This window comes from Bifidobacterium myosotis (genome assembly GCF_002259745.1).
GTDB classification, from domain to species: domain Bacteria; phylum Actinomycetota; class Actinomycetes; order Actinomycetales; family Bifidobacteriaceae; genus Bifidobacterium; species Bifidobacterium myosotis.
Genome location: NZ_MWWW01000015.1, coordinates 1 through 12,840, shown reverse-complemented (window position 1 = coordinate 12,840; position 12,840 = coordinate 1). Strand labels below are relative to the sequence as shown.

Annotated in this window: 7 protein-coding genes and 1 pseudogene; 3 read left to right on the top strand and 5 right to left on the bottom strand. The window is 63.8% G+C overall.

The genetic code is table 11. The features are described from left to right. A pseudogene (locus BMYO_RS07355) lies at positions 1-2,521 on the bottom strand (YhgE/Pip family protein); the annotation flags it as partial. An 870-nt stretch (positions 2,522-3,391) separates the two neighbouring features. After that, positions 3,392-4,192, bottom strand: coding sequence for a hypothetical protein (locus BMYO_RS07350; protein WP_094667852.1), 801 nt, complete (start codon positions 4,190-4,192; stop codon positions 3,392-3,394). Between the two features lie 361 nt (positions 4,193-4,553). On the opposite strand from BMYO_RS07350, the gene BMYO_RS07345 reads away from it, so the two are divergent. Together BMYO_RS07345 and gndA are read left to right on the top strand one after the other, a co-directional pair. Then, complete coding sequence (locus tag BMYO_RS07345) at positions 4,554-5,885, top strand: putative ABC transporter permease (protein ID WP_094667851.1); 1,332 nt, start codon at positions 4,554-4,556, stop codon at positions 5,883-5,885. Positions 5,886-6,345: 460 nt separating this feature from the next. After that, positions 6,346-7,800, top strand: coding sequence for an NADP-dependent phosphogluconate dehydrogenase (gene gndA / locus BMYO_RS07340; protein WP_094667850.1), 1,455 nt, complete (start codon positions 6,346-6,348; stop codon positions 7,798-7,800). A gap of 253 nt (positions 7,801-8,053) precedes the next feature. Here gndA and pgl read toward each other — a convergent pair whose 3' ends face one another. The 3 genes from pgl to zwf form a co-directional block, all read right to left on the bottom strand. After that, positions 8,054-8,926 carry a 6-phosphogluconolactonase gene (gene pgl / locus BMYO_RS07335; protein WP_094667849.1) on the bottom strand — a complete coding sequence of 291 codons (873 nt, stop codon included), beginning with the start codon at positions 8,924-8,926 and terminating at the stop codon, positions 8,054-8,056. A 209-nt stretch (positions 8,927-9,135) separates the two neighbouring features. Next, positions 9,136-10,173: a glucose-6-phosphate dehydrogenase assembly protein OpcA gene (locus BMYO_RS07330; RefSeq protein WP_094667848.1), complete on the bottom strand. Its 1,038-nt coding sequence runs from the start codon at positions 10,171-10,173 to the stop codon at positions 9,136-9,138. Then, positions 10,170-11,708 (bottom strand): glucose-6-phosphate dehydrogenase, encoded by a 1,539-nt coding sequence (zwf, locus tag BMYO_RS07325; protein WP_094667847.1) that lies wholly within the window; start codon positions 11,706-11,708, stop codon positions 10,170-10,172. Before zwf ends, BMYO_RS07330 begins: the two co-directional genes overlap by 4 nt. Positions 11,709-12,344: 636 nt before the next feature. Here zwf and BMYO_RS07320 point away from each other — a divergent pair. Further along, positions 12,345-12,840 (top strand): helix-turn-helix domain-containing protein (locus BMYO_RS07320; protein ID WP_211276834.1); only part of this gene is annotated, 496 nt, incomplete at its 3' end.

The window sequence follows — 12,840 nt, the reverse complement described above, 5'->3', positions numbered from 1 at the left end:
CTGCCCGGTGCCCGTACAGCATCGCGCGAATCGACTCGTCGGACAGGTTGCCGAGCTCGGTCTGGCGTCGGATCGAGTCACGCATGAACTCCACGACCATCAGGAATCCGATGATGATGATCACCCACGCGAGCCAGGTGGCCATGACCACGATCTTCTCGCTGGCGGTCAGCGAGAACACGATGATGAGCGTGGCCGGCACCACGAACCCGGCCACCAGCGCGCCGGTGAGCAGACGCGGGTAATGACGCTGGAACGTTGCCGCACGCCGTTCGATGGCGTGACGGTAGTCCTCGTGGTCGGCCAGTGCGGCGATGGCCTGCGTGATGCGGTATTCGTTGCCGGGCAGATGCACTTTCTCGCCGATGATGATGTCGCTCTCCTCGATCTCCCGCGCGAACAGGCGGTTGAGGTTCGCCAGGCGCGGGCGTGCCACCAAGCCCAGCAGGAAGGCGAGCACCGCGAAGATGAGCAGCTTGCCGATGTAGTGGAACCAGTTGCCGTCGTAGAAGCCGGCGATGGCCTCGCGCATGGCGTCGATCGCGTAGGTGAACGGCAGCAGCGGGTAGATGGCGCGGAAGAAGCCCGGCATCATTTCGATGGGGTACAGTCCGGACGCGCCCGGCACCTGCAGGATCACCAGAGCCACGCACAGGCCCTTGCCCACATGCATGAACGTGGTGGCCATCGCGAAGATGAATGACATATCCACCAGCGAGGTGATCAGACAGGTGAGGAGGAACACGGGGATGTTCGCGCACTGCATGCCGAGCACCAGATTGCCGATGCCCGTGACCACGCCCTGCGTGGCGGCCAGCACGGACAGCAGCATCAGACGGCCCAGATACCCCTGCGTGGGGGTGAGCCCGTCGATGCCTTCGCTGTCCGTCTCGATCTTGGGAATCACCACCAGCACGAACGCGCCCACCCACAGCGCCAGCGCGGTGAACAGCGGCGCCATGCCCGAGCCGTATGAGCTGACCGGATAGAGCGTCTTCTCGCTGATCACGGTGGGGGAGAGCATGAAATTGGAGATCTTGGCGGCATCCAGCTTGCCGTCGGTGTCCATAAGCGCACTGAACGTGCTGGAGATCGACAGCGCCTTGATGTCCGTGGCAAGGGTGGAGAGCTTGTCCTGCACGCTCGCCAGCGCGTTGTCCGTGTCTTTCAGCGCGGTTTTGGTGGAGGAAACCGCGCTGTCCAGTTGGTCCAGCACCTTCTTTGACTGGTCGATGAGCGAGTCCTGCGAGGTGATGCCGTTGGACAGCACGCCCGCGGTGGTGCTCAGCGTGTTGAGTCCGCTGTTGAGCTGCGGCAGCGCGCCGGAGACCATCGTCTTGCGGGCGTCACCCATCGCGCCGATGGTGGTCTGCGTGGCGCTGTTGAGGTTGTCGGCGAGTCCCTGTGTGTGCGTCGCGGCGTTGCCGATGGTGGTGTTGAGGCTGTTCAGATTGCCCAGCGTGCCGGCCAGCCGGCTGTTACGGTCCGCCAGCTTGTCGATGACCGACTTGAGCGGCTCCTTGTCCGCGTCCGGCAGTGCCTGCAGCTGGGCGATGATCTCGGCGTTGGCTTCGTTGATGTCCGTTGCGGTATTGATCAGTCCGCCCACCTGCTGGTTGGCCGAGTTGATGGCGCCGGTCACCGTGCCCACGCTCTGGTTGGCCTTGTTCGCGGCCTGGCTGAGCAGGCTGGAGCCTTGGTCGATGGTGCCGGAGGTGTTCACGACGAAGTCGGTTACGCTGTTCTGCGTGGTGCCGATGAGTTTGGAGGTGCCGGCCAATCCCTGTGCGGCGTCGAGGCCGAGTTTGCGTGCGTCCTCGATGGCCTCGCGTGCCGTGCGTGTCTGCGTGGGTGCCTTGTCGAGCGCGGTATTGAGCTTGGCGATGGTGTCGCGCGTGGACTGGACGTCGCCGGAGGCCTCGCTCAGGGCGTTGAGCGCCTTGCCCTTGGTCTGGTCGGTGCTGGCGAGGGCCTTGTCGCCGGCTTGGTTGATGGTGTCCGTGAGCACTTTGGACACGGTGGAGACGAACGTGGAGTTGACCGTGCGGTCCAGCGTGGAGGCGCCCACGTCCGTGACCTTGGGTGCCACGGCGTTGGCCTTTTCGTTGACGTAGTACTCCAGCGTGGGGCGGTCGCTGCCGCCGGTCACCACGCCGGCGAGGTCGTCGGAGAAGCTTTTGGGGATGACGATGGCAGCGTAGGCCTTGCCTGATTCCACCATGTCCATCGCTTCGGCCTGATCGACGAAGGTCCAGCCGAGCTGGGTGTTCTGCTTCATCTGGGCCACGATCTGGTCGCCGAGGTTCTGCTTGCCGATGAGGGCGTTGTCGGTGCCGGCGTCGTTATTGGCGATGGCCACCTTGATGCCGTTGGTGTTGCCGTAGGGGTTCCAGAAGCCCACGATGTTGTACCAGGAGTACAGCGGCGGGATGAACACCATGCCGAACAGGATCACCCATGCGGTCGGCACCTTGAGCAGGCGCAGGACGTCCCGCTTGAAGACCTTGAAGATATTGCGCACTGCATACTCCCGGCTTGTGTTGGTTGGTTGGTTGGCGGCGGTTGGCGACGGTTGCGGCTTGGCTGGCGTGGTGGGCCCGCGTGCTGGCTCGCGGTGGCCTGGCTCGGTGGCCTGGCCGGTCTGCGGGCTGGCCTGAACGGTTCGGCGGGGCAGGTCTGGCTTGTCGGGCCTGGCCTGTCGGACCTGACCGGTTCGGCGGGCTGGCCGGTCTGCGGCTGATCCGGTGGACCTGGCTTGTCGGGCCTGGCCTGCTCGGCGAGTCGGGCTTGGTGGACTTGGTCTGTCGGACCTGACCGGTTTGGCGGGCTGGCTTGGCTGGTTGGCTCGGTCGGTCGTGTTTGTGGCGGCCGGCTTCGTGCCATGCCTGTCAGTCAAGGGCTACGTTTTCCGTAGCGATACGATAACCGTAGCGCTACGCCGTAAGTAGCGTAGCGCGGTGCCGGGAAATTGCGCGCGGAAACGCAGACTGCCCAGCCGCATATCGTGCGCCGCTGGGCAGTCTGACTAATTTGTGGTTGTGGATGGGGCCGACGGGGTGTGAATGATGTGATGCGATACGCGGCAAACCGACCTGAGCTGGTTCGGGGCGTTCGGAGGTGTGTTGCACATGGCGTGCGGCAGTCAAGTCATGGCCGGTAGGGGCGTTTCGCGGTGTGGACGACACTCCACCATGTAGGGAACGTCCCACCGTGTAGGGAACTTTGCACGGTGTAGGGATTTCCCCATGATGTAGGGATGCAAAATGGCGGAATTCTGCGGATGTGAAGATTGTGTTCCCTACACGGTGGGCAAATCCCTACATGGTGGGGTGATTCCTACACGGTGGACGGCCCCCTACACCGTGGGGCTGTGCCGCCGGTCGGCTGGAGGTCAGCTTTCGATGGTGTCGGAATCGGTGGAGGTGCCGTCCAGCTGGCTGGACTGGTCCGATTGGCCGTTTGAGGAGCTGGCAGCCCCGGAGCCCGAGCCCGAGCCGGAACCCGACTGTCCGCCGGGAGCTTGCGGCATGGTTCCGGACTGGCCGTCACTGCCGGAGGACTGCGAATCGGTGGATTCTCCGGATGAGTTGTCGCCATCCGATTGTCCGGACTGGCCTCCCGGCAGGCTCTGCCCATCGGATTGTCCGCCATTGCCGGACTGGCCGAATCCCTGGCCACCCATGCCGCCGTGGCCTGAGGATGATCCGCCGGGCATCTGCATCTGCTGGCTGTTGCTGGATGAGGAAGAGCCGGTGCCGGCGATTGCGCCGTAAGCCAGCCCGCCTCCGAGACCGCCCACCAATCCGCATGCCAAGCTGATGCCCACAATCAGTGCGATGGCCTTGCCGGAGAAGCCGGCCGTCGCACCGGCAGAGCCATCACCGCTTCCCGGAACGGCCGGTGCCACAGGCGCCGTGGCCGCTGCAGATTGCCAGTACGCGTTGGCATTGCTGTTCGGCTGGCTCGGCGCAGTGTACGTTCCAGGGATTCCCTGACCGGCGGTTTGAGCGGTGGGACGGCTGGCGGACGGGCCGGGAACGCCCTGCGCAGTGGTGGCTGGCGCCGATGTGGCCGACGGTGTGGCGGGGGCGGTGCTTCCGGAAACCGGCGGCTGCGCAGCGGGTGTGTCCTGTGCAAGGTTACGGTTCGTGCTGTTGTTGGTGCCGGGGATGTTGGTGTTGTCGCTGGTCATGGCCGTTCCTTTCGCAGTGCATGACGGAGACGGCCCGCGCTTGCGGTGGGCGCCTGTCGTGCGTTCGCTGGTTTGTTGATGGTTCAAGTACACCGCCGCCGCTGCAAAGGGGCCTTGGGTGGTGCGAAAGGGTCCCTGCGACTTCCGGCAAGAGTCTCTGGATGATTTTTGGATGTTTCCTGAAAGCGGTTGCATACGAAGGGGCCGCGATTGGGATGGATGGGCGCTGCGGGTGTTTTGCCCAGTGGCGGTCGTCTTGGGCGTGTCGGCCATGAGTGTCGCAGGGCGAGTTAGGCTGCAAGCCACGGGACATGCCACAATGGAAAAGGCCTGAACGGGTACGTACTGGAAGGGGTGCGCTATGACCGATCACACGTCCGGGAAACTCGGCGAGGATCATGCCGCCGAAGCGGTCGCCGTCGATAACGCTGTTGACGCCGCTGCCGGTGCCGCTGGCGCCAACCCGGGCAGTGAATCGGCCCTCGAAGCGGAACTCGCAGCCACGGAGCTGGACGGCGCGGATCTGGACCTCGATGCCAAACGTTTGCCGATCCTTGCGCGGGTCTACGGCGTGCTCGTGCTGCTCGACGGCCTCGCCACGTTGCCGATTCTCGTACTGTCCACCGTGTATTCCCTGCGCGAGATCCTCGAGGGGCGGGTCCACGTCGACGCCATGAGCCTGACGTTCATCCTCACGTCGCTGCATGCGGTGGTGCTTATCGTCAACGCCGTGTGCCTGACGGTGTTCGGCATCCTGTTGGTACGCAATCGTCGTCGATACGCGGCTCGCTGGGCCTACGTGCTCATGCCGCTCACCTTGGCCGACGGCATGCTGTCGCTGGCGCTGCAGGGCCTCGGCTGGAACATCGTGATGCCGGGCATCCAGATGATTATCCTCATCGTGATTTCGGTGACGGCGGACCCGTCGCTGCGCGAGGAACGCCGGCTGCAACGGGCACTCAGGCGCATGGACGAACGCGACGACTACGAATCCGCGGTGGCCGCGGGCATGCTGGGCCGCGACCAATCCGGCAAAGGCTACATACAGCTGGACTTCTTCAATATCTTCTGGCTGTTCACCATCGCGTCGGTGGGTGGCCTCGCCATCGAGACGATTTACCACATGGCGTTGTACCACGGCGAATTGCAGGACCGCGCGGGACTGCTGTGGGGGCCGTTCTCGCCGATCTACGGCTGTGGCGCGGTGTTGGTGACCGTGTGCCTGAACCGACTGTGGAAGGCCAACCCGTTCCTGATCTTCTGCGCCTCCGCGGTGATCGGCGGCGCGTTCGAATACGCCACCAGCTGGTTCATGGAGGTGGCGTTCGGCATCACCGCATGGGACTACACCGGCCAGTGGCTCTCCATCGACGGCCGCACATCGGGCAAGTACATGTTCTTCTGGGGATTGATCGGCGTGGTATGGGTGCGATGGCTGCTGCCGCGCATGCTGGCGCTGATCAACCGCATTCCTTGGAAGGTGCGCTATTCGCTGACCACGGTGTGCGCCGTGCTCATGGTGATTGACATCGTATTCACGCTGATGGCGTTGGACTGCTGGTACGGGCGCATCGCCGGCCAGCCGCAGGATTCCCCGGCCGCCATGTGGTTCGGCGAGCATTTCGGCAACGACTACATGGCCGAGCGCTTCCAGACCATGAACATCGACCCGTCCAAGGCCGGCCGCATGTAGCGGAGGTAGGTTGCCCCTGAGCGCGTCGGGCGTCGCGTATGTGGCCGCCAGTGCGGTGGCCCGTCCCTGGTGCCCATCTTTGTCGCGGCGATGACGTGCGCGCGACCCCAGTGTGATGGTCGTCCGCGGTGCTTACGGTCGCGCGCACGGTATCGGTGGTGAGGGCCGTCCGCGGACTGGCTGTCTGCATGCCGGCTCGCTTGCATGGCGGACACCTGCATGGCGGACGTCTGCATGCAAGGTCGCCTGTCTCATCCCTCATTCCTCATCCCGCGCGACCAATACGCGGGCAGCGTAAGACGTGCCGTGCATCGCGTCATGCCGAACGATAGACTGGCAGTGTTTGAACGAAATCCGGGTCTCCGAAAGGGGACGTCGGCGGCCAGGCGGGCCATCTGCGCGCACGTCGCCGATTCACAGGGCGCTCGCGGGCGTCCTACGGTCAAGAAAGGCAAGGCATATGGCCGAAGCTACTGCAAATATCGGTGTCATCGGACTGGCTGCGATGGGCTCCAATCTGGCCCGTAATCTGGCCCACCACGGCAACACGGTGGCCCTGTTCAACCGTCACTACTCCCGCACCGAGAAGCTGATGGAGGAGCACGGCACCGAGGGCGACTTCGTGCCGACCAAGACGTTGGAGGAGTTCGCGGCTTCGCTGAAGCGCCCGCGCACCGCCATCATCATGGTCAAGGCCGGTGCGCCGACCGACGCCGTGATCGAGCAGCTTGAAGAAGTGTTCGAGCCGGGCGACATCATCGTGGATGGCGGCAACTCCTTCTTCAAGGACACCATCAAGCGCGAGAAGGAAGTGCGCGCCAAGGGCTTCCACTTCGTGGGCTGCGGCGTGTCCGGCGGCGAGGAGGGCGCGCTCAACGGCCCGTCCCTGATGCCCGGCGGCACCGTGGAGTCCTGGAAGACGCTCGGCCCGATTCTTGAGTCGATCGCCGCGAAGGTCAATGGCGAGCCGTGCGTGACCCACATCGGCACCGACGGCGCCGGCCACTTCGTCAAGATGGTGCACAACGGCATCGAATACGCCGATATGCAGGTGATCGGCGAGGCGTACGACATTCTGCGCCGCGGCTTGGGCATGGATGCCAAAGAGATCGGCGACGTGTTCGAGGAGTGGAACAAGGGCGATCTTGATTCCTACCTCATCGAGATCACCGCCGAGATCCTGCACCACAAGGACGCCGAGACCGGCAAGCCGTTCGTGGACGTGGTGGTTGACCACGCTGGCATGAAGGGCACCGGCACTTGGACCGTGCAGACTGGTCTGGAGTTCGGTTCCCCGGTGGCTTCCATCGGCGAGGCCGTGTTCGCCCGCGCCCTGTCGTCGCACGGCGAGCTGCGTGAGGCCGCCCAGCGCGAGGGTCTGGCTGGTCCGAACAAGACCATCGATCTGGAGGGCGAGGATCGCGCGGTGTTCGTGGAGGACGTGCGCAAGGCGCTGTTCGCTTCCAAGGTGGTGGCCTACGCGCAGGGCCTTAACGAGATTCAGGACGGTGCCAAGGAGTACGGCTGGGACATCAACCTGTCCGAGGTAGCCCGTATTTGGCGTGGTGGCTGCATCATCCGCGCCCAGTTCCTGCTCGACCGCATCACCGAGGCTTTCAAGGGCGACAACCCGCCGGAGAGCCTGCTGTTCGATCCGTACTTCGAGAAGATCATCGGCGAATCCCAGGATGCATGGCGTCGCGTGATTGTGAAGGCCGTCGAGGCCGGCATTCCGACCCCGGTGTTCTCCAGCTCGCTGGCCTACTACGACGGCCTGCGCTCCAAGCGCCTGCCCACCGCCCTGACCCAGTCCCAGCGCGACCTCTTCGGTGCCCACACCTACGGCCGCGTAGACAAGCCCGGCGTGTTCCACACGTTGTGGGCCGAAGAAGGCAAGCCTGAGATTGAGGAGTAATACTCCTCAATCTCAGGCTTAGGACGGCCCAGTGGGCCGTCCGGCCTTCTTCGGTGCGAGGCGGTTTGCCGCCGAGCCAACGTTGAGCCTCGCTCGTAGAGCGAGTCCATAATTGCTGGGGCCGGAGGTGAACCGGGCGGCCGGTTCGGGTTTGGCGATAGCCAAACGGGAGAGAATCTAGGACGGCCCAGTGGGCCGTCCTAAGCCTTTTTTGGTATGCGGCGGCTTCGGCATGCCGCTTCAGTTCGTCGGTTCAGAGCTTCACCACGGTCTCTTCGGTGGAGAACCAGACGAACTCGTCCACGCCGCCGGCAAACGACGACGGATACTCCGGGTCGCCAGTGAGGCCATCGCCATCAGTAGGCGCGGCGAACACATGCGCCAAGGAATCGGCCTTCCCCGCACCTGCCGAGAAGAACCAGGTGTGACGGGAGCGGGCGATCAGCGGCGCGGTGAGAGACACGCGCAACGGCGGCATCTTGGGAGAGTGGCTGACGCCTACCGTCAGACGATTGCGCACCAGCACCTCGTGGTGCCCGGAGGAGGCCGGGAACAGCGACGCGTAATGACCGTCCGGTCCCATGCCCAGAATCATCAGATCGATGACCGGCTCAGGGCCGAGTTCGCGAATGAGCTTGGACTCATAGGAGCGGGCGGCGGCGTCCAGCAGAGCATCGTTGGCGACGTCTGCGGCCGCGCGCGCCTCCTCGTCGTCGCCGGATGCGGCGGCGGTCGCAGCCGCAATATCATCAGCGGAGCGCACATCGGCCGGCATCTCATGGATATTGGATTCGGGCAGTTTACCCTCAGCCACCAATTGGTCGAGCAGCAACCGACGAGCGGCCACAGCGTTGCGATCCGCGCTGTCGGCCGGCACGAAACGTTCGTCGCTGAACCAGAAATGCACGCGCGTCCAGTCGATCGAAGCCGACAGCGGGTCGTCAAGCACCAAACCCAGTGGCTTCGCAGCCGAGCCGCCGGAAAGCGCAACATCCACGCGCTCGCGGTGCTTCCCATCCGGCAGACGCTCGGCGAGCAGGTCGAGCAGCGTCAATACCAAGCGCTGCGCACCGGCCTGAATCATCAGATCGGTATTCGGATAGACGATGAGTCTGCGATTTGCCATGTGATGCTCCTTCATTAAACCACTCGATAGTTTCTCTCTCAGTGGCGACTCATAGCGGTCATGACGGTTGTTGGCGCTGCGCCATGCTCATGAAACAGAAGAGCCGGTCCGCGAGGTTTCCTGCAAGTACAGATACCCACGAACCGGCTCGTAGTTGCCGATTGTGCGGCCGATTCATCTGCGGCAGAGTCGATGGAATCAGTGCCGAATCAATGCCGAATCAGATCCCATCCCTCATTGATGACCTCGGCGTACACCTCATCAGGGTCGATGCGGCGCAGCTCCTCGGTCAGGCAATCCTCGATGGTGCGCACGGGCACGGAAATCGCCTGCGGTGTCTGGCCGGGCATCGAGATCAGCGCCTGATCCTCGTACGGGCGTTCCAGCGAAACCACGCCGTCCGAGCGAGTCAGGTACACGCCGGTCACGGCTTCAGCGTCATCCACATACTCGACGTCCACATTCACGCCCAGCTTCAACCGCAGCCATGCGCACAGGAGATCCATCGGCAGGAATTCCTTGGGGCCGCTCACCTTCACGGCGGTGATCGGCAGGTGCGGCGGCTGGTCGAGCATCGATGCCAGTAGACCACGCCATACGGTCAGGCGCGTCCATGAGAGATCGACGTCCTCTGCCGTCCAATTGCGACGCAGGCGTTCGATGGTGGCTTCCGGGTTGTTGGAGCGCATCGCATCGGTGAGACGGCTGCGGGCCATCGCGCCCATCAGATCCTTGGATGGGTTGGACGGCGGATTCGTCGGCCACCACGCCACCACCGGCACATCCGGCACGAGCAGTGGGATGACCAGCGTATCCGGGTGGTTGATCAGCCCGTTGCGCGGGCGGAGAATGATGATTTCTCCAGCGCCGGCGTCCGCGCCGAAACGCACCTGGGCGTTGAGGTTCGACTCGGCAGGGCCGTCGGTAAGGTCGATCGCCGGGTTGTCGGTCTTCTCCATCGGCTTCGCGCCGGTGCTGTCGGCGGAAGCCTCCGTGCCAGCATGGTCGGCGTCATTCGCGTCGCCGTCGTCATGATGTTCGGTATCCGGCACGATTGCGATGACTCGGCAGGGGTGCTCACGGCTGGCAGCGTTGGCGATTTCCAGCGCGTGCTCGAGTTCGCTGTCATCCGTGGCGATCAGCAGCGTCAGCACGCGTCCGGTGGCGGATTCGCCGCGTTCCTCGTGCAGCTGTTCGATCTTATGCGCAATTTCGCGCGTGCGGGTATTGGGCAGATCGATGATCATGGCATCCTCCAGTGACGGCCTTCGCGCGCCAGCATCTCGTCGGCTTCGGCCGGGCCCCAGGTTCCCGAACGATAGGGCTGCGGCTGGCCGAGTGTGGACCAGAATTCTTCAATCGGATCGAGGATCTCCCAGCTCAGGTTCACCTCTTCGGTGGTCGGGAACAGCGGCGGATCGCCGAGCAGCACGTCCAGAATCAGTCGCTCGTAGGCTTCCGGCGAGTTCTCGGTGAAGGAGCGGCCGTAGCTGAAGTCCATGTTCACGTCACGGACCTCCATCGTGGTGCCGCCGGGCACCTTGGCGCCGAAGCGCATGGTTACACCCTCGTCCGGCTGCACGCGAATCACGATGGCGTTCTTGCCGAGCTCGCGTACGGCGGTCTGCTCGAACGGCAGATGCGGCGCGCGCTTGAAGACCACGGCGATCTCGGTCACGCGCTTGCCCAGGCGCTTACCGGTGCGCAGGTAGAACGGCACGCCGGCCCAACGGCGGGTATCGATGTCCAGTTCGATGGCGGCATACGTTTCCGTGGTGCTCTTGGGATCGATGCCCTTTTCTTCCAGATACCCGACGACTTCGTGCGAGCCCTGCCAGCCTCTGGCGTATTGGCCGCGCGCGGTATGCAGCGAAAGATCCTTGGGCAGACGGACGGCGGAAAGCACCTTGGTCTTTTCGGCGGTCAGATCCTTGGCGGTGAAGCTCACCGGCTCTTCCATGGCGGTCAAGGCCATAAGCTGCAGCAGGTGGTTCTGGATCACGTCGCGTGCGGCGCCGATGCCGTCATAGTAGCCGGCGCGGCCGCCGATGCCGATGTCCTCGGCCATCGTGATCTGCACATGATCGACGTAGTTCGCGTTCCAGATCGGCTCGTACATCGCGTTGGCGAAGCGCAGGGCCAGCAGGTTCTGCACGGTCTCCTTGCCGAGGTAGTGGTCGATGCGGAACACCGAGCTCGGGTCGAACACCTCGGATACCACATGGTCGAGCTCCTTGGCGCTGGCGAGGTCGTGACCGAACGGCTTCTCGATGATCACGCGACGCCACGCGCCCTCGGACGAACGGGACAGTCCCGAGGCGGCGAGCTGCTTGGCCACCACCGGGAAGGCGCGCGGCGGCACGGACATGTAGAAGGCGTGGTTGCCGCGCGTGCCGCGGTCGCGGTCGAGCTCCTGCACGGTGGCGCTCAGACGTTCGAAGGCCTCAGCGTCGTCGAAGGTGCCGCGAACGAATCGGATGCCGGCCGCGAGGTTCTTCCAGGTCGATTCCTTGAATGGCGTGCGGCAATGGGCCTGTACGGCGGTTTTGACGAATTCGATGAAATGCTCCTGCGTCCAATCGCGGCGGGCGAAACCGGTCAGACCGAAGCTGGGCGGCAGCAGGCCACGGTTGGCCAGATCGTAGACTGCGGGAAGCAGTTTCTTCTGCGACAGGTCGCCCGTGACGCCGAAGATGACGAGACTGCAAGGTCCGGCGATGCGGGGCAGTCGCAGGTCGCGCGAATCGCGCAGTGGATTGCTCCAGGCAATGGATTCATTCATGGTGCCCAGCGTAGTCTGTAGGGGCCATCATTCGCCAGAGGCGATACACGATGCGGGTGCGATGTGGGTCACAGGGCGGTGCCATGTAGTGGCACTGGGGACATTCCGCTGGGATTATTCCGTTGAGGGTGTGCGTCCGTGCTTTGAGTCCGAGAGCCCGACTGGTGATTGACGGATTGTTAGTGGCCTACGTCAGAAGTTCGTTGATTATATCGTTGGCTCCCTTCGTCAGGACGTTGCCGTGAAACAGACAGCGGAGCTATTTGCCGGCAACATGCAAGCCGGCAGGCAAGCCAGCAGAACACGCGCGAAGTGCGTCCGTGATTGCAGGACGAGCTAGCCCGCGAAGCTGGTTTGAGGGGGTAGTGAATTAATCAACGAACTTCTGACGTGGCATACTAGTATGCCGCGTCATTAATTCGTTGATTATATTTTTGGCTCCCCTTGTTAGGGGAACCGGCCCGCGAAGCGGGTCTGAGGGGTAGGGAATTAATAAGAGCCTTCGCCAGTTTGTGTGGTGGGGTGTTGAGCCTTGGCGTCGTGGCCGGGGCTTTTTCGTGTGCGGGTATGGAAGGGGCGTTCGCCTGTTAGGTTTGTTTCCGCCAAGAAATGGAACCGAAGAACAGGGGAACGCCTATGCCCACCATATCAGCCGGCGCGCTCAAGCGCATGCTGCATCTGCCCGCCAACGTCGTGATCGGCACGCCCCGCGTCGAACGGGATCACGCCGGCCGTGAGAGCGTCGTCGTCCCGGTCCGCCCGTATGCGAGTGTCATGGGCCGGTGCGCTGAATGCGGCGGGCATGGCCGGCCGTATGACCGTCTGCCCACGCGACGATGGCGGCATCTCGACATCGGCTGCGCGAGGCTTTTCCTGGAGTACGCGCCTCGGCGCGTGACCTGCGCCGGGCATGGCGTGACGGTCGCGATGGTGCCGTGGGCGAGACGCAAGAGCGCGTACACGTATGACTTCGAGCAGCAGGTCGCGTGGCTGAGCGTGCACGCGCCCAGAAGCGCCGTGTCGGCCCTGACTCGCGTCGACTGGAAGAGCGTGGGCCCCGTGTGCAAGAGGGTCGCCGACGACCTGCGGGTCGAACAGGGCGCTGGCCTGTTCGACCATCTGCGCTCCATCG